Source organism: Pseudomonas sp. FP198, assembly GCF_030687895.1.
Classification (GTDB): Bacteria; Pseudomonadota; Gammaproteobacteria; order Pseudomonadales; family Pseudomonadaceae; genus Aquipseudomonas.
In genome coordinates, this window is sequence record NZ_CP117452.1 from 925069 (window position 1) to 943283 (window position 18215).

Sequence of the window (18215 nt, forward strand, 5' to 3'; positions counted from 1 at the left end):
AAGGCATGCGCACATCCAACCGGGGTTTCACCTTGATCGAAATCATGATCGTCATCGCGATCATCGGTATCGTGATCACCGTCGGCTATCCGAGCCTGACCGAATACATGAAGAAGGGACGGCGGGCCGAAATCGCCGGGTTGCTGTCGGAACAGGCGCAAATCCTTGAGCGCCACTACTCGAAGACCAACGTCTATACCAACGCGACTGGCCTGAGCGGTGGCAACGATTTCTACACCATCACCCCGACGCTCGCGGACCAGAGCTTTACCCTGACTGCGGTGCGCAAAAGTGGTTCGTCCATGGCGACGGACAAATGCGGCGATTTCACCATCAACAACACTGGCGTACGGAGCATGCTGAACGCATCCGCCGGGCTGACCACCAAGGATTGCTGGGGTCGTTGAGATTTTTACCGGGTGCAGACGAGCGCCCTCTGTCTTGTGAGTCGAAACAGAACATGACCAGGCAACAGCAAGTGGTGATAGTCGGCGGCGGAGTCATTGGCCTGCTGACGGCTTTCAATCTCGCCTCCGAAGGCCAGCGAGTGGTGCTGCTGGATCGCTCCGGCGTTGGCCAGGAATCCTCCTGGGCCGGCGGCGGTATTGTTTCGCCGCTGTACCCATGGCGCTATAGCCCGGCGGTCACTGCGCTGGCGCACTGGTCGCAGGATTTTTATCCACAGCTGGGCGAGCGCTTGTTCGCGGCGACCGGGATCGATCCGCAAGTGCATGTCACCGGCCTGTATTGGCTGGACCTCGACGATCAGGCCGAAGCACTGGCCTGGGCCGAGCGGGAAGGGCGCCCGCTGCGGGCTGTGGATATCTCCGCGGTCCATGATGCGGTTCCGGTATTGGGCTCGGGCTTTTCCCGGGCGATCTACATGGCCGATGTGGCGAACGTGCGTAATCCGCGGCTGGTGAAGTCCCTCAAGACTGCATTGCAGACGATGCCGAATGTCACGCTTCATGAGCATTGCGAAGTCAGCGGGTTCATTCGCGACGGTGAGCGTGTCCGTGGCGTGAAGAGCTCAGCGGGGGGGAGATGCGCGGTGATCAAGTGGTTCTCGCCGCGGGTGCCTGGAGCGGCGAGTTGCTGGGAACGCTGGGGCTGGAGCTGCCGGTCGAGCCGGTGAAGGGCCAGATGATCCTGTACAAGTGCGCGTCCGATTTCCTCTCGAGCATGGTCCTGGCCAAGGGCCGTTATGCGATTCCGCGTCGTGACGGGCACATCTTGATCGGCAGTACGCTGGAGCATGAAGGCTTCGACAAGACGCCGACCGATGCGGCGCTGGAAAGCCTCAAGGCTTCGGCTCTGGAGTTGATCCCGGCGTTGGCCGACGCCGAGTTGGTGGGGCATTGGGCCGGGTTACGGCCAGGATCGCCGGAGGGTATTCCCTACATTGGCGAAGTGCCGGGGTTTGCGGGGTTGTGGTTGAACTGCGGCCATTACCGCAACGGCCTGGTGCTGGCGCCGGCTTCGTGCCGGTTGTTCGTCGACGTGATGCTGGGGCGTGAGCCGGTGATTGATCCTGCGCCGTATGCCCCGGCGGGGCGGCTGTAGGTTCGGCTTTCCCTGTGGGAGCGAGCCTGCTCGCGAAAGCGGTGTGACAGTCAATGAAGATGTTGGAAATGCTGGCCTCTTCGCGAGCAGGCTCGCTCCCACAAGGGTTCGAGCGCTGACTTCAATCCAACCCCAACTTCTTCAACCGATACCGCATCGACCGAAACGACAACTTCAATCTCTGCGCCGCTGCGGTGCGGTTCCAGCGGGTTTCCTCCAGGGCCTGGAGGATGACCTTGCGTTCGACGTCCTCCAGATAATCTTCCAGATTGTCGACCTGCATCAGATCAGGATTGCCCGCCTCGCCAGCCCCGTTGTGTTCGGCGAGACGCAAGTCATCGGCCTCGATCTGCTGGTGCTCGCACAGGGTGTAGGCCCGTTCGAGCATGTTCTCCAGTTCTCGCACGTTGCCCGGGAAGCGGTAGTTCTGCAGCGCTTTGAGGGCGTGCGGATGGAGCGTCACCGCTGGGCTGCAGGCGTTGATGGCCAGGCGCTGGAGCATGTGGTTGGCCAGCAGCTCGATGTCTTCCCGGCGTTCACGCAAGGGTGGGACGCGCAGTTCGATGACATTCAGCCGGTAATACAAGTCCTGGCGAAAGCGACTGGCGGCGACTTCTGCGCCGAGGTCCTTGTGGGTGGCGCAGAGGATTCGCACATCCACCACTTCCTCCTGTTGCCCGCCCACCGCGCGCACGGCTTTTTCCTGGATGGCACGCAGCAGCTTGACCTGCATCGCCAGTGGCAGGTCGGCGACTTCATCAAGGAACAGGGTCCCGCCGTGAGCCGCCTGGAACAGGCCGGGCTTGTCTTCGATGGCACCGGTGAAGCTGCCTTTTCGATGGCCGAAAAACTCGCTTTCCATCAACTCCGTTGGAATGGCCCCACAATTGACCGGCACAAACCCCTGGTTGTAGCGAGGGCCTTGTTCATGAATCAGGCGCGCCACCAGTTCCTTGCCGCAGCCCGATTCGCCGCTGATGTAGACCGGCGCCTGGCTGCGGGCGAGTTTTTCAATCTGTCGGCGCACGCTGCGCATGGGTGGCGAGTCGCCCAACAGGCAGCGCTCGACGGTCGTACTCGGCGCAGCACCCGGCGACAGGCGCAAGGCGCTGCCGATCAGCTCCCGCAGCCGCCCGAGGTCGACCGGTTTGGTCAGGAAGTCGAAGGCGCCGGCCTTGAGCGCGTCGATAGCGACTTCCAGGCTGCCATAGGCGGTGATCATCGCCACCGGCAGTTGAGGAATACGTTGCTGGATGTGTTGCACCAGTTCCAGGCCGGTGCCATCGGGCAGGCGCATGTCGGTCAGGCACAGGTCGAAGGTTTCACCTGCCAGCAGGGCTTGGGCCTCGGCGAGGTTCTTGGCGCTGCGGGTGTCGAGTTTCATCCTTCCCAGGGTGATTTCCAGGAGTTCGCGGATGTCCGGTTCGTCATCGACGATCAGGATTCGTTGCCGTGAGCGTGTATTCAAATCTGTTTCCGTCCGTGAGCAAAGGTGATGCGAAAGCAACCGCCGCCTTGGCGTGATTTGAAGTCTAGGCGGGCCTGGTTGCTTTCGCACAGCTCACGGGACAGATAGAGGCCGAGGCCGGTGCCCTGGCTGCTGGTGGTGAAGAAAGGTTCGAACAAGTGCGCCTGCTGCTCCGGCGTTACGCCAGGGCCGTTGTCGATGATGTCCAGCGTGGCCAACTGACTGTGCGGGTCGATGAAGAGCTTCAACCAGGCCTCGGCCTGTTCATGGACCATTGCGCTATGACGCCAGGCGTTGCGCAGCAGATTGTCGAGCACCTGGGCCAGTTGGTCGGGGTCCATGAGCGTGATGTAGTCGCCCGGGTCGATGCTCAGGTGCAATTGCTGGTTTTCGGCCGCGTTTTCGCGGGTCCGCAGGACGAATTGCTCAAGCCATGTGCGTAAATCCAGGCGTTGCGGCGAGGTTTGCTGGCGGCGGGACAGCTGCAGGACGTTTTCGATGACGCGATTCATTCGTAGGGAGTGGTCTTGAATAATCTGCGTCAGACGTCGGTCGGCGTTGTTCAGTTCCTCGGATTCACCGAGCAATTGCGCGGCGTGGCTGATGGCGCCCAGAGGGTTGCGGATTTCATGGGAAATACCGGCGGTGAGGCGCCCGAGGGAGGCGAGTTTCAGCTGCTGGGCGTGTTGGGCCACTTGGGCCAGGTCTTCGAGAAATACCAGGATCTGCTGCTGATCCTGTGGGCCGAGGGCGATGAAGCTGGGTTGCAGCGTCAGGCCGGTGCCGCTGATGGTCAGGCTTTGCGCGCGCAGGCTGGGATTGTTCCGCCACGATTGCAGCCGTTCGACCAAGGCGCTGGAATAATCGTCTATCCGCTGGCCGATCAGGTCGTGCATGCCCAGCAGGTTCAAGGCGCTTTCGTTGGCCAGCTGCACCCGGTGCTGGTGATCAAGCACCAGGATGCCGGTGCGCATGCGTTGCAGGATCAAGGCGTTGAGCGCTTCGAGGCTGAGCACTTCGCTGGCCCGTTGCTCGGCCAGGGTTTCGCTGGCTTCCAGGCGTCGGGTCAGGCCTTGCACCAGCAAAGCGGCGGCGAAACACAAGGCGCCCAGGGTGCCCGCCTGTAGATAGCTGCTGGGGCGGCTCGCGTCGCTGAGGCCGAGGACAAATGTCGAGCCGACGATGCCAAGGGTGGCAACGGCGGCGATCAGCAGGCCGATGCGCCCTTTCAGCAAGGTGTTGCCGATGGCTACCGAGACAATGATCAGGTTGCCGATGGCGCTGGGGGCGCCACCCGCGACGAAGAACAGCCACGACAGCAGCAATACGTCGGTGAGTGCCAGCCCGAACAGCCGGGCAGGGCGACGCGTATTTTCAAGGAACACCACCAGCAGGATGTTCAGTACCAGATACAACCAGCTGCCGCTGCGCAGCAGGTCGTCGTTGGCGAACTCCAGCAGCCGGTTGTCCATGTTGCTGGTGATCAGCAGCACCAGGGTGATGCCGATGCTCAGGCGGTACAGGTGATACAGGCGCAGCAGACGCTGCGCCTGTTTGACGCGGGGACGCGAGGCCTCAGCGATCACGAGTACCCGGGCCTTGCTCGAGGTGAGCCTGGCTGCAATACCATTGTTGGTCGAGGGCCAGCGCCCGGTCGCGCGGCAGGTGCACCCCGCACTGGGCGCAACGCACCATGGGCCGCGCGTCATGGTCGCGTGGGGCGTTCGATGTGGCGGAGGTTGCCTTGAACTTGCGCCACAACCATATCGCGGCGGCAATCAGGGCGATCCAGAACAGTAAACGAAGCATGATGGGCGGCTTTTTGGCTAGAGATCAGGCAGTTTAGCCAAGGACAGGAACGGCGCACAGCGCAATAAAATGCAGGCATGAAAAAGGGAGACCCAGCGTCTCCCTTTTTATGGCGCCTTGGCTTTCAGTCGAACATGCCGAAGGTCATGTAGCTGAACCAGGAGCGATCGCTGGATTCGCTTTCCGGCTCTTCTTCTTCGATCACGTCGCCATTTTCATCCTTGGGCTTGAGCTCGTTCGGGATGGCTTCCTTGGCGTCCTGGAACTGGCGCTGGACGTCCTGGTTGGCGCGGGTTTCGCCCGGCGGCAGCGGCGGACGGGATTCGATCAGGCCGAGGGTCGCCTTGCTCAGCCACGAACGGTTGTCGGCTTCATCGACCCGCGGGGTGAACTGGCCATCGACCAGCGATGGGTGATCGGGGTAGTTAAGCTTCAATGTCTCAAGGCTGGTGGCCGCGAGGTCATCCAGGTGCAGGCGCTGGTAGGCTTCGGTCATGACAGCCAGGCCGTCGCCAACCGATGGGGTTTCCTGGAAGTTTTCCACCACGTAGCGGCCACGGTTGGCAGCGGCGACGTAGGCCTGGCGGGTCAGGTAATAGTCCGCCACGTGGATTTCGTAGGACGCCAGCAGGTTGCGCAGATAGATCATGCGCTGCTTGGCATCAGGCGAATAGCGGCTGTTGGGGAAGCGGCTGGTCAGCTGGGCGAACTCGTTGTAGGAGTCGCGCGCGGCGCCCGGGTCACGCTTGGTCATGTCCAGCGGCAGGAAGCGCGCCAGCAGGCCGACGTCCTGGTCGAAGGAGGTCAGGCCCTTGAGGTAGTAAGCGTAATCGACGTTCGGGTGCTGCGGGTGCAGACGAATGAAACGCTCGGCGGCGGACTTGGCAGCTTCCGGCTCGGCGTTCTTGTAGTTGGCGTAGATCAGCTCCAGCTGCGCCTGGTCGGCGTAGCGACCGAACGGATACCGCGACTCCAACGCCTTGAGCTTGGCGGTGGCGCTGGTATAGCTGTTGTTATCCAGGTCGTTCTGCGCCTGTTGGTACAGTTCGACTTCGCTCAGGTTTTCGTCTACGACTTCCTTCGACGAGCAAGCAGCAGTCAATGCGAGGATGGCGATCAGCAGCAGGTGTTTCACTTGCATGGCGGCTTGCGTCCCTATGACGGCCGCTGTCTTGGGCGGGGCCGTCCTGTTATGATGAGCGCCCCGTTGAAAGCCTCGGGGCAAAAGACGCCGTATTTAACCACAAGCGCGCAGCCGAAACCAAAGGCTGTGCCGACGCCCAGTCCGAGCATGTCCGATAAAATAGAACTTCGCGCAGAGGTGCCGTCCGAATTGGGCGGCCAACGCCTCGATCAAGTCGCCGCCCAACTCTTCGCCGAGCACTCGCGCTCGCGCCTTTCCGCCTGGATCAAGGACGGTCGCCTGACAGTGGACGGGGCGGTGATCCGTCCGCGCGACATCGTCCATGGCGGTGCCATCCTCGAACTGACCGCCGAGCAGGAGGCCCAGGGAGAATGGGTCGCCCAGGACATTGCCCTGGACATCGTCTACGAAGACGACGACATCCTGGTGATCAACAAGCCCGCGGGCCTGGTGGTCCACCCGGCGGCCGGTCACGCCGATGGCACCCTGCTCAACGCCTTGCTGCATCACGTGCCGGACATCATCAATGTGCCCCGCGCCGGGATCGTGCACCGCCTGGACAAAGACACCACCGGCCTGATGGTGGTCGCCAAGACCATCCAGGCGCAGACACAGCTGGTCACACAGCTGCAAAGCCGTAGCGTCAGCCGCATCTATGAATGCATCGTGATCGGCGTGGTCACCGCCGGTGGCAAGATCAACGCCCCGATCGGCCGTCACGGCCAGCAGCGCCAGCGCATGGCGGTGATGGAAGGTGGCAAGCAGGCGGTCAGTCACTACCGCGTGTTGGAGCGTTTTCGTTCGCACACGCATGTGCGGGTCAAGCTGGAAACCGGCCGGACCCACCAGATTCGCGTGCACATGGCCCATATCAACTTCCCGCTGGTGGGCGACCCGGCCTATGGTGGTCGCTTCCGCATTCCGCCGGCCGCGAGCCAGACGATGGTCGAATCGTTGAAAAACTTCCCGCGTCAGGCGCTGCACGCGCGTTTCCTGGAGCTGGACCACCCGACGACCGGTAAGCGCATGAGCTGGGAATCGCCTTTGCCGGATGACTTCGTCTGGCTGCTGACGCTGCTCAAGCAGGATCGCGAGGCATTCATCGGATGAGTGACTGGCTGATACCCGACTGGCCCGCGCCGGCCCGGGTCAAGGCCTGTGTCACCACCCGCGAGGGCGGCGTCAGCCTGGCGCCGTTCGACAGCCTCAACCTCGGCGACCATGTCGGCGATGAGCCTGCGGCTGTCGCCGAAAACCGTTGTCGCCTCACCGATCGTTTCGCCATGCGTCCGGCCTGGTTGCAGCAGGTCCACGGTATTGACGTGGTCGAAGCTGACCCGGCCGAGGTGGCTGTCGCCGATGCCAGTTGGAGCGCCACGCCGGGTATCGCCTGCGCGGCAATGACAGCCGATTGCCTGCCTGTATTGTTCTGTAACTACGCCGGCACCCATGTCGCGGCGGCCCATGCCGGTTGGCGCGGGTTGGCCAACGGAGTCCTGGAAGCCACCCTTGATCGTCTGCAAGTACCGGCCGAAGAAATCCTCGCCTGGCTCGGCCCGGCCATCGGCCCGCAAGCGTTCGAAGTGGGGCCTGAGGTGCGTGAGGTTTTTGTTGCGCAACTGCCCGAGGCGCAACAAGCCTTCATGCCCAGCCACAATGCCGGGAAATACCTGGCGGATATCTATGCGCTGGCGCGCCTGCGTCTCGCGGCTCGCGGCGTCACCGCCGTGTACGGTGGCGGCCTGTGCACCGTGACCGATCCGCGCTTCTTTTCCTACCGTCGCAACGCCCGCACCGGTCGCTTCGCTTCCCTGATCTGGCTTGAACGCTAGACTCTGCTGATCTGTATCAACCACGCACTGCTTGAATCTTCCAGAATCGGCCACATCTATAGCGGTATCTGGCAGGTTTCTTCATTCAGGATGTTTTTCCAGGTCCGGCCTGCTCATTAGGAAGGTGACCCATGCGTATTGATCGTTTAACCAGCAAATTGCAATTGGCCTTGTCCGATGCCCAGTCCCTGGCCGTCGGCCTGGACCATCCCGGTATCGAACCGGCGCACTTGATGCAGGCCATGCTCGAACAGCAAGGCGGCTCCATCAAGCCACTGCTGATGCAGGTGGGCTTTGACGTCAACAGCCTGCGCAAAGAGTTGGCCAAAGAACTCGACCAACTGCCCAAGATCCAGAATCCGACCGGTGACGTGAACATGTCCCAGGATCTGGCGCGGCTGCTCAACCAGGCCGATCGCCTGGCCCAACAGAAGGGCGACCAGTTCATTTCCAGCGAACTGGTGCTGCTCGCCGCGATGGACGAGAACAGCAAGCTGGGCAAGTTGCTGCTCGGCCAGGGCGTGAGCAAGAAAGCCCTGGAAAATGCCATCAACAACCTGCGTGGTGGCGATGCGGTCAACGACCCCAACCACGAGGAAGCGCGCCAGGCGCTGGACAAGTACACCGTTGACCTGACCAAGCGCGCCGAGGAAGGCAAACTCGACCCGGTGATCGGCCGTGACGATGAAATTCGCCGCACCATCCAGGTCCTGCAGCGTCGCACCAAGAACAACCCGGTGCTGATCGGTGAACCTGGCGTGGGCAAGACCGCCATCGCCGAGGGCCTGGCCCAGCGCATCATCAATGGCGAAGTGCCCGACGGCCTGCGGGGCAAGCGCTTGCTGTCCCTCGACATGGGGGCGCTGATCGCTGGCGCCAAGTACCGCGGCGAATTCGAGGAGCGGCTCAAGGCCTTGCTCAATGAACTGTCGAAGCAGGAAGGGCAGATCATCCTGTTCATCGACGAATTGCACACCATGGTCGGGGCCGGCAAGGGCGAGGGCTCGATGGACGCCGGCAATATGCTCAAGCCTGCGCTGGCCCGTGGCGAGTTGCATTGCGTTGGCGCGACCACGCTCAACGAATACCGCCAGTACATCGAGAAAGATGCGGCCCTGGAGCGACGTTTCCAGAAAGTGCTGGTGGAGGAGCCGAGCGAAGAAGACACCATCGCGATCTTGCGCGGCCTGAAGGAGCGCTACGAGGTTCACCACAAGGTGGCGATCACCGACGGGGCGATCATCGCGGCAGCGAAGCTCAGCCACCGCTATATCACTGACCGGCAATTGCCGGATAAGGCCATCGACCTGATTGACGAGGCCGCCAGCCGCATCCGCATGGAAATCGATTCCAAGCCTGAGGTACTGGATCGTCTGGAGCGGCGCTTGATTCAGCTCAAGGTCGAGTCCCAGGCCCTGAAAAAAGAGAGCGACGAGGCCGCGAAGAAACGTCTGGAAAGATTGCAGGAAGAAATTGTCCGGCACGAGCGCGAGTATTCCGATCTCGAAGAAATCTGGAATTCGGAGAAAGCCGAAGTCCAGGGCTCGGCGCAGATCCAGCAGAAGATCGAGCAGTCTCGCCAGGAACTGGAAGCGGCCCGCCGCAAGGGCGATCTCAACCGCATGGCCGAGCTGCAATACGGGGTGATCCCGGATCTTGAGCGCAGCCTGCAGATGGTTGACCAGCACGGTAAGAGTGAAAATCAGCTGCTACGTAGCAAGGTCACTGAAGAGGAAATCGCCGAGGTGGTTTCCAAGTGGACCGGCATCCCAGTGTCGAAAATGCTCGAAGGCGAGCGCGACAAGCTGCTGAAGATGGAAAGCCTGTTGCACCAGCGCGTGATCGGCCAGGAAGAAGCCGTGGTGGCGGTCTCCAACGCCGTGCGTCGGTCCCGTGCCGGGTTGTCGGACCCTAACCGTCCGAGCGGCTCGTTCATGTTCCTCGGCCCGACCGGCGTGGGCAAGACCGAGCTGTGCAAGGCGCTGGCCGAATTCCTCTTCGACACCGAAGAGGCCATGGTGCGCATCGACATGTCCGAGTTCATGGAGAAACATTCCGTGGCCCGCTTGATCGGTGCGCCGCCAGGCTATGTCGGCTACGAAGAGGGCGGTTACCTGACCGAGGCCGTGCGGCGTAAACCGTACTCGGTGATCCTGCTCGATGAGGTCGAGAAGGCCCACCCGGATGTGTTCAACATCCTCTTGCAGGTGCTTGAGGACGGTCGCCTGACTGACAGCCACGGTCGTACGGTGGATTTTCGCAACACGGTGATCGTGATGACCTCCAACCTGGGCTCGACGCAGATCCAGGAACTGGTCGGCGATCGCGAGGCGCAACGCGCTGCGGTGATGGACGCGATTTCCACGCACTTCCGTCCCGAGTTCATCAACCGGGTGGACGAAGTGGTGATCTTCGAGCCGCTGGCCCGTGAGCAGATCGCCGGTATTACCGAGATCCAGCTGGGTCGCCTGCGCAGCCGTCTCACCGAGCGTGAGCTGAAGCTGCAACTGAGCGACGAGGCGTTGGACAAGCTGATCGCGGTGGGTTACGACCCGGTCTATGGCGCACGGCCGCTGAAACGGGCCATCCAGCGCTGGATCGAAAACCCGTTGGCGCAGTTGATCCTGTCCGGCCGCTTCATGCCCGGCGAAACCGTGACCGGCACCGTGGAAAACGACGAGATCGTCTTCCACTGAAAGCCGCAACAGCCGGTGATTGAAATGGCCTCGCCTGGCGAGGCCATTTTTTTCATCAGGCCGTTGAACTCAAAGGAAAAGGCTTGTAAAGTGCGCCCCGCAGTACGTCACCCCAAGGGCGACTTCTCACTGAGAAGGAATCCAAAATAAGTTGCAAATCATTGTCTTGAAAGCAATTTAAGGGGTTGACAGAGGTTTTTAAGATTGTAGAATAGCGCGCCTCAGACACACGAACGCAGCAATGCAAACGGGTCGAAGAGGTTGCAGCAAGCTTCAACGCTGTAGCGGTAAATAGCAGTAACTTGAAATATCAGTTCCGTGATAGCTCAGTCGGTAGAGCAAATGACTGTTAATCATTGGGTCCCAGGTTCGAGTCCTGGTCACGGAGCCATTTCAATCGGGGTATAGCGCAGTCCGGTAGCGCGCCTGCTTTGGGAGCAGGATGTCAGGAGTTCGAATCCCCTTACCCCGACCATATTTGGGTCGTTAGCTCAGTTGGTAGAGCAGTTGGCTTTTAACCAATTGGTCGTAGGTTCGAATCCCACACGACCCACCATTTTTGAAACCAGTTCGCTGGAATCGAATCTTAAGATCAGAGGCCAAAAGCGCTGATCGAGGAAGGCGACTTGCGAAGGTCGCCTTTTTTTTACCGGGGTATAGCGCAGTCCGGTAGCGCGCCTGCTTTGGGAGCAGGATGTCAGGAGTTCGAATCCCCTTACCCCGACCATATTAAAAATCCTCGTATCGAAAGATACGGGGATTTTTTTTGCCCGCCGGAAAGCCGCTTGCCTTCAAGTCATCATACAACTTGCCGATAACCCGCCGACAGGGGCATGAACAATCGCCCTCTCTTCAGGCCGATAACAAGAAAAGGCGCCCGTTATGTTTCTTCGTCAGTTGAATATCGCCCCCCGTGCCGCGCTGGGTTTCGCCTTGATCGCCGTGCTGGTGGCGCTGCTCGGCGTATTTGCGCTGGGGCAGATGTCGAGTATTCGCGACAGCGAGGTCGCGGTGGAAACCCAATGGCTGCCGAGCATCCGGGGCGGCGACGAGATCCGCGAATTGATGTTGCGCATCCGCACCATTTCCCTGCGCATGGCCTTGGATGAAGACCCGAAGAACATCCCGGTGTATCGCGGGCAGATGGATACCCGCGACAAGGAACTGAGCGAGAAAATCGCCAGTTACGACAAGCTTGTGGTGACACCGGAAGGCAAGGCGCTCTACGAGCAGTTCAAGCAGACCTTCACCGCCTACCGCGCGGGGATCGCCCAGTCATTCACCCTGGCGGAGCAGGGGCGGCGGGACGAATTGATCAAGTTGTTGCTGGTGGACATGAAAACCGTGGTGGATGGCTCGGGCAAGCAGCTCAACGACCTTGCGCAACTGTTCTCCAAACAGGTGTCCATCGAGAGCCAGAAATCCCAGGAGCACTACGTCAACTCGCGGATGATCGTCAGTCTGTTCGTGGTGCTGGCGGCTCTGGCCACGGTGGTCCTGGCAATGTTGCTGACCCGCAGCATCGTCAAGCCGCTGGGCGAGGCGCTGACTGCCGCGGAGAGTGTGGCCCGCGGTGACCTGACCCGGCCGATCGAGACCCATGGCAATGATGAAGTGAGTCGCCTGCTCAAGGCGTTGGCCACCATGCAGCAGAACCTTCGGCAAACCCTGCAGGGCATCAGCGGCTCGGCGACGCAACTGGCGACCGCTGCCGATGAGCTGAACGCCGTCACGCTCGACAGCACTCAAAGCCTGCAACAGCAGAACAACGAAATCGAGCAGGCCGCCACTGCGGTCACCGAAATGACCACCGCCGTGGAAGAGGTCGCGCGCAACGCTGTGTCCACCTCCGATGCGACACGCCAATCCAGCGAGTCGGCGATGTTGGGCCAGGAACGGGTCAGCGATACCGTCAACGCGATCAGCGCCCTCGCCAGCGATGTGCAAATCACCGGCGGCCTGGTGCAATCCCTGGCCAGCCAGTCCCAGGACATCGGCAAGGTGCTGGATGTGATCCGGGCCATTGCCGAGCAGACCAACCTGTTGGCGCTCAACGCGGCCATCGAAGCGGCGAGGGCCGGAGAGAGCGGCCGTGGTTTTGCCGTGGTCGCCGACGAAGTCCGGGCATTGGCCTATCGCACGCAGCAATCGACCCAGGAAATCGAGCAGATGGTCCAGGGCATGCGCAGCGGTGCCACCCAGGCCCTGGATTCCATGCAGGCCAGCTCCAGCCGTGCGGCCAGTACCCTGGCAATGGCCGAGCGCGCGGGGGAGGCGCTGCAAACCATTACCGCGTCGGTGCATCAGATCCATGAGCGCAACCTGGTGATCGCCAGCGCCGCCGAAGAGCAGGCACAAGTGGCCCGCGAGGTGGATCGCAACCTGGTCAATATCCGTGATTTGTCCGTGCGCTCGGCCACTGGTGCCGACCAGACCAGCGCGTCCAGCCATGAACTGTCGCAGTTGGCGAACTCGCTGCGCACGATGGTGCAGCGGTTTCAGGTTTGATCGAGATTAAGTACTGGCTGTGCCGCCCTCATCGCGAGCAAGCTCGCACAGGATGGCCGCGATCAACTGTGGGAGCGAGCTTGCTCGCGATGACGGTGGATCAGTCAGCACCAATACTGCTGATCCAGCACAATCGTCAGTAAGGCCTCAATGCAACTTCAACCGAGGCTCGGTCCCGCGCCCGATCTTGCTGCCCAGCATCAGCATCGCCGTGCGGAACATGCCGTAAAGCGCCATCTGGTGCATGCGGTACAGCGACACGTAGAACATCCGCGCCAGCCAGCCCTCAAGCATCACGCTGCCGGTGAGGTTGCCCATCAGGTTGCCGACCGCCGAGAAGCGCGACAGCGAGATCAGCGAGCCGTAGTCGGTGTATTTGTAGTCAGGCAGGGCCTTGCCTTCGATCCGCAGCTTCAGCGATTTCGCCAACAGCGAGGCCTGCTGGTGCGCGGCCTGGGCACGGGGCGGGACGTTGCGATCGCTGTCCGGTTGCGGGCAGGCGGCGCAATCACCAAAGGCGAAGATATTCTCGTCGCGGGTGGTCTGGAGTGTAGGCAGCACCTGCAACTGATTGATCCGGTTGGTTTCCAGGCCGTCGATGTCCTTGAGGAACTCCGGCGCGCGAATCCCGGCGGCCCAGACTTTCAGGCTCGCGTCGATCACTTTGCCATCCGCGGTGATCAGGCTGTCGGCAGTCACCTGGCTGACGGCCGCGTTGGTCATGACCTTGACCCCGAGTTTTTCCAGAGTCCTGTGCACCGGCCCGCCGATCCGCTCCGGCAGCGCCGGCAAGACCCGTGGACCGGCCTCGATCAGGGTGATGTGCATGTTTTCCGGCTTGATCCGGTCCAGTCCATAGGCATGCAATTCGTGAGCGGCGTTATGCAGCTCGGCCGCCAGTTCGACACCGGTGGCGCCCGCGCCGACAATCGCGACGCTGATGCGCTCGACCACGTCCGTCTGCCCGGCATGGGCGCGCAGATAGTGGTGCAGCAACTGCTGATGGAAGCGCTCGGCCTGTTTGCGAGTGTCGAGGAACAGGCAATGCTGCGCCGCGCCCTCGGTGCCAAAATCATTGGTGGTGCTACCGACCGCGATCACCAGCGTGTCGTAGCCCAGCTCGCGGGCCGGCAACAACTCCAGGCCTGCGTCGTCGTAGGTGGCGGCCAGCTGGATGCGCTTGCGCTCACGGTCCAGGCCGCTCATGCGCCCGAGCTGGAACTCGAAGTGGTTCCATTTCGCCTGGGCGACATAGTTGAGTTCGTCTTCGGAGGAATTCAGGGAACCGGCGGCCACTTCGTGCAGCAAGGGTTTCCAGATGTGGGTCAGGTTCGCGTCGACCAGCATCACACTGGCCGTGCCACGCTTGCCCAGAGTCTTACCCAGACGGGTAGCCAACTCCAGACCGCCGGCGCCGCCGCCAACGATGACAATACGATGAGTCATGGGGATATCTCGCAAGGCTAAAGGAATTCGGTGCCGTCACCCGCGCGAGCATCAATCGGCTCATAGCGTCAGGTAACTGATCAATCGGCTCAACAGGCCCAGGCCAATCGTGATGGCCAGTACCACCACCAGGAGCATCCACGGCCGGAAAGGCCGGCGCTCGACTCGGTGCTGGGACAGTTGCAGGTACTCTTCGACATGCTTCTGGTCTTCTGGGTTCAGGCGGCTGGTCATAAAGGCCTCGTCAGGTAGACGTTGCGAAAGGTGCAGACGTTACAGCATCCGGCTATCCGGCATTAAAAGCAGCGTAGCCGGTTGCCGGGACGGGCTCGACGAACAGGCTGTCGTCCAGGCGAATGATTCCACTTTTTAACACCCGGGCGGTGATTCCGCCATGGCCGCGTACCGCTTGGAACGTGCCTTCGCCAAGGTTTCGCTCAAGTCGCGCGCAGGGTTGGCACCAGCCAGTGGTTTCGAAGATCGCCTGGCCGATGCGAAAGCGCCGGCCCTTGAGGCTGAACAGGTTGATGCCGCTGACCACAATGTTGCGACGCAGCTCCTCGGGACGCACCGGTTGTTCCTCGGGACGGCCCATCAGCGCGCTGATCACGGCCAGGTGTTCCCATTGGATCAACGTCACTTGCCGCGCGTTACGCACCCCTGGGCGAGCGTGATCGCCGGTCAGGCCGGCTTCCAGTCGTGCCTCGACGGCGTCCAGCTCGATCATCGGTGCATGCCCTGCGGGGCGCACGCCGATCCAGCGTACCCGGCCCTGCTGCGGCACGGCGGCGAGCAGTTCCTGTAACGGGCTCAAAGGCTGATCCCCACGTCGAAGACGATGCTGCGGCCCAGGTTGCCCCGCAGGAAGTCGGGTGCATCGGGATGGGCGAACAGCACGCGGGCAAAGGTCGGGCCCACCAGCGACAACGAGCGCCACCCTTGGCGCAGGTACTCGGTGGGCGGCGGGAAATGGCTGTTGAGGTCGAGGACTTCGCGCTTGAGGCTGGCGAAAGCGATGATATCCAGCTCCCCCAGGTCCATGCCGCGCTCGGTGTAGTTATGGGCTTTCTTGCGCAGGGTCGGGGCCAGTCTCATCAGGAACTCGTTGGCCGGAATCCGCCGTGGCTTGGCCTCGCGACGCACCAGTTGGCTCAGGGAAAAGGCGCTGCGGCGGCGTTGCAGTTCGTCGCGCCATTCATCATTGAGGCGCCGGCCTTCATCGAGGACAAAAAACACTTCGAAATTGGCGTCGCGAAACAACACGTCCGGCGGCTCCCCGGCGGGCGCGAACTCATCGGCGCGATAGGGCACGTTGAGCCCTTGCAGCAGGCGCTGGCAGACCCAACGCTCACGCTCCCATTTGCGGGCATTGGAGAGGAAGGCGTTGGCTTGCTCGGCCGCGATGGTCAGCAAGCGTAAATAATCGGAATCATCCATGAGCCCAAGCTTAGCGTTCAATTGTGCTCTGAGAGAATATGTCTGTCCTGACAGCGGCCCAGATCGGAGCGATTGCGAAGAGAGACCTTCCCTCCAGCCGATGTGTTCGAAATGGATGGCGTAGAGCACGGGTGGGAACGGCGAAGCAGATGGTTTGGCTTGAAAACCTTCATCTTAACTTCGGGTGAATGAGCTTTTGGGAAACGATAACTAGCCGCTGGGAGCTGAAGTCATCGAACAGGGAAAGGAATCAACAGGCCAGGGACTGGACCTCACTACACGGGAGCTGGACGTCCTAGGCTGCATGCTGCAGGCCATGGGCTGCAAGCAGACCGCGCGACAACTCGGCATCGGCGAGCACACGGTGCGCAAGCACCGGGGCAACCTGCTGCGCAAATTCGGTGCGCACAATGCCGTGGAACTCGTCGCGCTCGCATTGGCAACCGCACCGCAGAGGGTGTCCGCCGCATCGGACCCAGCCCGCGGGCGTTGGCCGCTCGGCTGACGGGCCGCGAGGTGACCGTCGCCCGGCTTGTTGTGCTCGGTTTGAGCAGCAAGCGCATCGCGCGCACGCTGGGCATCAGTGACCTGACGGTGCGCAAGCACCGAGAGAATCTTCTGGGGAAGCTGGAACTGTGCGACACGGCCCAGCTGGCGGTGTGCTGGCCGTTGATTGCGCAAGCCCTTCAGGACGCAGCGGCGCACGACGCGACCGATTAAGGTCGCTGCGCTGTCAATACGGCATCGGTGCCGTTGCCGGTCCGACGCAGTTGGTCGATGCTTCGTTTGCCTGCTCCTGGTGCCCCGCCTATCCCCGATCGATTGGCAGAACCCGAGGCAGGCGTGCCCTTAACGGATTAACGATCTTCAAGGAGTTCACCATGCCTCGTACCCTCGTCGTTTCTGGAACAACGATGCGCAACTGGCCCCAAGTGCGCGTCTGGCAGCGCAATCATGGGCATTATATGGATGTCACCGGTCATTGGAGCTGGTCGAATCAACCTCACCAGCATTATGAGGTCCTGGCGCTGCAAGGCGGCTCCTGGTGGGTGCCGGTGTCGACGACGCCGCCGCATGTATGGGGCGGAGAGACGCCAGTCACCGGCACCCAGCCCACCGGCGTGCAGCCGGTCAACCCGTACCATGTGGAGTTCCGTCCCACAGGCACCTACATCTGGATTCCGAACGGCAGCATCCCCGGGCATCTGACCCCGGGTGGCACCAGCAACACTGTGGTCTGCCAGGCGCCCGCCACCTATCCGCCGGCCAACGCCGGTGCAGTCTTGTCGCTCAAGCAACCCCCGTTGGCCACTCCGCATGAACTCCTCGGTTCGGTGCTCGCGCTGGCTGACAACGAAAAACCGGTATTCCAGGACTCGGACGGCCTGATCTCGTTCGTGAACCTGTCGAGTTCGTTCGTCACGTCGAATCCGGAATTCAAGACCGGTCGCGCGGTCTGCGACAAGGTCTCCAACTTCTTCGCCACGTTGCGGATCAAGGTCTTCAAGGCCCTGAAGGAACACCCGGAAAAGGTTCTCCCTGGAGATAGCGTACCGACATCGCAATGGTCGGCATCGGTGACGCACTACATGCAGTTCATGCTGGCACAGGCCGGCGGGTTGACCAATTATCGCGTCACCACCGAGACCTACTCCTTCACGCAGGTGATCACGGAATTCAACACGGCATTCCTCAAGCTGGTCTTCGACGCGGTCACCGTGCCCGAAGCGGTGATTACGGACGTGACGGCCTTCATCTCCGGTGTGGGCAAGAGCCTGCGCGCGAGCTGGGACGACCGCTCGCGCAACTACGAGACCGCGATCCTCGCGCAGTGCCACGAGGCAGTGCCTACGGATAGCTCCGGCGCCACGACGGTGTACTTCCCGAAGATCAAGTATTACTACTTGTCCGTCGATTCGTCGCAGCAGGCGTTTACGTCGCCGTGCAGCTCAGTGGAGAAAATCACCTTCAACTTCAGGTACGAGTACTACGTCACGGGGTTGAAGGCGTCGATCCTGGATTCGGAGTCAACCGACTACAAGAGCTTCGTCGCCTTTCTCGACAGAGCCCAGGGCATCTCGTATAAGGAGGCGACCAACAATCTGGACGCCATCCTGAACGATACGACGTCGCCCGTCGCGTCGCCGGCACTGGGTACACTGCTCGATGCCGAACAGATGCTTGGCGTCAGCCTGGTCGAATATCCGCGCACGGCCGGCACGCCGCCACGGACTATCGAGACCCTGCTGAACACGCGCCAAGCGGTGTAGGAGCCTCCGTCGCGCCGAGAGGTGCGGCCAAGCGGCCGGCTG

At 61.6% G+C, this 18215-nt stretch carries 16 protein-coding genes, 4 tRNA genes and 2 pseudogenes; 14 read left to right on the forward strand and 8 right to left on the reverse strand.

Annotated elements, in window-relative coordinates; translation table 11 throughout:
* Window positions 1-5 precede the first annotated feature (5 nt).
* A complete protein-coding gene (locus tag PSH78_RS04325) occupies window positions 6-407 on the forward strand; it encodes a type IV pilin protein (RefSeq protein WP_305498730.1) in 402 nt (133 codons plus the stop codon).
* 53 nt (window positions 408-460) lie between these two features.
* A pseudogene (thiO, locus tag PSH78_RS04330) lies at window positions 461-1563 on the forward strand (glycine oxidase ThiO).
* Between the two features lie 121 nt (window positions 1564-1684).
* Here the strand turns inward: thiO and PSH78_RS04335 are convergent.
* From PSH78_RS04335 to PSH78_RS04350, 4 genes are all read right to left on the reverse strand, one after another.
* Window positions 1685-3031, reverse strand: coding sequence for a sigma-54 dependent transcriptional regulator (locus tag PSH78_RS04335; protein WP_305498732.1), 1347 nt, complete (start codon window positions 3029-3031; stop codon window positions 1685-1687).
* The gene (locus PSH78_RS04340; protein ID WP_305498733.1) at window positions 3028-4617 is read right to left on the reverse strand and encodes a nitrogen regulation protein NR(II); all 1590 of its coding nucleotides are present in this window, start codon (window positions 4615-4617) and stop codon (window positions 3028-3030) included. The genes PSH78_RS04335 and PSH78_RS04340 overlap by 4 nt, the downstream gene beginning before the upstream one ends.
* On the reverse strand, window positions 4607-4840 hold the full coding sequence (locus PSH78_RS04345) for a PP0621 family protein (RefSeq protein WP_305498734.1): 234 nt from the start codon (window positions 4838-4840) through the stop codon (window positions 4607-4609). Before PSH78_RS04345 ends, PSH78_RS04340 begins: the two co-directional genes overlap by 11 nt.
* 124 nt (window positions 4841-4964) lie before the next feature.
* On the reverse strand, window positions 4965-5981 hold the full coding sequence (locus PSH78_RS04350) for an outer membrane protein assembly factor BamD (protein ID WP_305498735.1): 1017 nt from the start codon (window positions 5979-5981) through the stop codon (window positions 4965-4967).
* Window positions 5982-6131: 150 nt separating this feature from the next.
* Here PSH78_RS04350 and rluD point away from each other — a divergent pair, with 150 nt between their 5' ends.
* The 9 genes and pseudogenes from rluD to PSH78_RS26580 all read left to right on the forward strand — a co-directional run bounded on the left by rluD (window position 6132) and on the right by PSH78_RS26580 (window position 13020).
* The gene (gene rluD / locus PSH78_RS04355; RefSeq protein ID WP_003205696.1) at window positions 6132-7094 is read left to right on the forward strand and encodes a 23S rRNA pseudouridine(1911/1915/1917) synthase RluD; all 963 of its coding nucleotides are present in this window, start codon (window positions 6132-6134) and stop codon (window positions 7092-7094) included.
* Window positions 7091-7816, forward strand: coding sequence for a peptidoglycan editing factor PgeF (gene pgeF / locus PSH78_RS04360; RefSeq protein WP_305498737.1), 726 nt, complete (start codon window positions 7091-7093; stop codon window positions 7814-7816). Before rluD ends, pgeF begins: the two co-directional genes overlap by 4 nt.
* 131 nt (window positions 7817-7947) lie before the next feature.
* Window positions 7948-10512: an ATP-dependent chaperone ClpB gene (gene clpB / locus PSH78_RS04365; RefSeq protein WP_305498739.1), complete on the forward strand. Its 2565-nt coding sequence runs from the start codon at window positions 7948-7950 to the stop codon at window positions 10510-10512.
* A gap of 315 nt (window positions 10513-10827) precedes the next feature.
* Window positions 10828-10903, forward strand: a tRNA-Asn gene (locus tag PSH78_RS04370).
* 7 nt (window positions 10904-10910) lie between these two features.
* Window positions 10911-10987 (forward strand) — tRNA-Pro (locus PSH78_RS04375).
* 5 nt (window positions 10988-10992) lie between these two features.
* Window positions 10993-11068 (forward strand) — tRNA-Lys (locus PSH78_RS04380).
* 94 nt (window positions 11069-11162) lie between these two features.
* Window positions 11163-11239 (forward strand) — tRNA-Pro (locus PSH78_RS04385).
* A gap of 155 nt (window positions 11240-11394) precedes the next feature.
* A pseudogene (locus tag PSH78_RS26575) lies at window positions 11395-12165 on the forward strand (MCP four helix bundle domain-containing protein); the annotation flags it as partial.
* On the forward strand, window positions 12157-13020 hold the full coding sequence (locus tag PSH78_RS26580; protein WP_370871106.1) for a methyl-accepting chemotaxis protein: 864 nt from the start codon (window positions 12157-12159) through the stop codon (window positions 13018-13020). The pseudogene PSH78_RS26575 and the gene PSH78_RS26580, both read left to right, overlap by 9 nt.
* Window positions 13021-13167: 147 nt before the next feature.
* Here the strand turns inward: PSH78_RS26580 and PSH78_RS04395 are convergent, their stop codons facing one another.
* Genes PSH78_RS04395 through PSH78_RS04410 form a run of 4 tightly spaced genes read right to left on the reverse strand, consistent with a single transcriptional unit; the run spans window position 13168 to window position 15903 of the window.
* Window positions 13168-14466: an NAD(P)/FAD-dependent oxidoreductase gene (locus PSH78_RS04395; RefSeq protein ID WP_305498742.1), complete on the reverse strand. Its 1299-nt coding sequence runs from the start codon at window positions 14464-14466 to the stop codon at window positions 13168-13170.
* 60 nt (window positions 14467-14526) lie between these two features.
* Complete coding sequence (locus PSH78_RS04400) at window positions 14527-14700, reverse strand: DUF3094 family protein (protein ID WP_076386361.1); 174 nt, start codon at window positions 14698-14700, stop codon at window positions 14527-14529.
* 52 nt (window positions 14701-14752) lie between these two features.
* Window positions 14753-15280, reverse strand: a complete 528-nt coding sequence (locus tag PSH78_RS04405) for an MOSC domain-containing protein (protein ID WP_305498744.1) — start codon at window positions 15278-15280, stop codon at window positions 14753-14755.
* Window positions 15277-15903 carry a DUF1780 domain-containing protein gene (locus tag PSH78_RS04410; protein WP_030140261.1) on the reverse strand — a complete coding sequence of 209 codons (627 nt, stop codon included), beginning with the start codon at window positions 15901-15903 and terminating at the stop codon, window positions 15277-15279. The genes PSH78_RS04405 and PSH78_RS04410 overlap by 4 nt, the downstream gene beginning before the upstream one ends.
* Window positions 15904-16207: 304 nt before the next feature.
* On the opposite strand from PSH78_RS04410, the gene PSH78_RS04415 reads away from it, so the two are divergent.
* From PSH78_RS04415 to PSH78_RS04425, 3 genes are all read left to right on the forward strand, one after another.
* Window positions 16208-16408: a response regulator transcription factor gene (locus tag PSH78_RS04415; protein WP_305498746.1), complete on the forward strand. Its 201-nt coding sequence runs from the start codon at window positions 16208-16210 to the stop codon at window positions 16406-16408.
* Window positions 16409-16419: 11 nt separating this feature from the next.
* Entirely contained in the window at window positions 16420-16623 is a 204-nt protein-coding gene (locus PSH78_RS04420; RefSeq protein ID WP_305498748.1) for a response regulator transcription factor, read from the forward strand.
* Window positions 16624-16784: 161 nt separating this feature from the next.
* Window positions 16785-18173: a hypothetical protein gene (locus PSH78_RS04425; protein ID WP_305498750.1), complete on the forward strand. Its 1389-nt coding sequence runs from the start codon at window positions 16785-16787 to the stop codon at window positions 18171-18173.
* Window positions 18174-18215 lie beyond the last annotated feature (42 nt).

Excerpts from the sequence above, each read along its gene's own strand:
- PSH78_RS04395 (WP_305498742.1), bottom strand. The coding sequence starts at position 14,466 with ATGACTCATCGTATTGTCATCGTTGGCGGCGGCGCCGGCGGTCTGGAG.
- PSH78_RS04350 (WP_305498735.1), bottom strand. The coding sequence starts at position 5,981 with ATGCAAGTGAAACACCTGCTGCTGATCGCCATCCTCGCATTGACTGCT.
- PSH78_RS04345 (WP_305498734.1), bottom strand. The coding sequence starts at position 4,840 with ATGCTTCGTTTACTGTTCTGGATCGCCCTGATTGCCGCCGCGATATGG.
- PSH78_RS04325 (WP_305498730.1), top strand. The coding sequence starts at position 6 with ATGCGCACATCCAACCGGGGTTTCACCTTGATCGAAATCATGATCGTC.
- pgeF (WP_305498737.1), top strand. The coding sequence starts at position 7,091 with ATGAGTGACTGGCTGATACCCGACTGGCCCGCGCCGGCCCGGGTCAAG.
- rluD (WP_003205696.1), top strand. The coding sequence starts at position 6,132 with ATGTCCGATAAAATAGAACTTCGCGCAGAGGTGCCGTCCGAATTGGGC.
- PSH78_RS26580 (WP_370871106.1), top strand. The coding sequence starts at position 12,157 with ATGCAGCAGAACCTTCGGCAAACCCTGCAGGGCATCAGCGGCTCGGCG.
- PSH78_RS04415 (WP_305498746.1), top strand. The coding sequence starts at position 16,208 with ATGCTGCAGGCCATGGGCTGCAAGCAGACCGCGCGACAACTCGGCATC.
- PSH78_RS04425 (WP_305498750.1), top strand. The coding sequence starts at position 16,785 with ATGCCTCGTACCCTCGTCGTTTCTGGAACAACGATGCGCAACTGGCCC.
- PSH78_RS04410 (WP_030140261.1), bottom strand. The coding sequence starts at position 15,903 with ATGGATGATTCCGATTATTTACGCTTGCTGACCATCGCGGCCGAGCAA.
- clpB (WP_305498739.1), top strand. The coding sequence starts at position 7,948 with ATGCGTATTGATCGTTTAACCAGCAAATTGCAATTGGCCTTGTCCGAT.
- PSH78_RS04400 (WP_076386361.1), bottom strand. The coding sequence starts at position 14,700 with ATGACCAGCCGCCTGAACCCAGAAGACCAGAAGCATGTCGAAGAGTAC.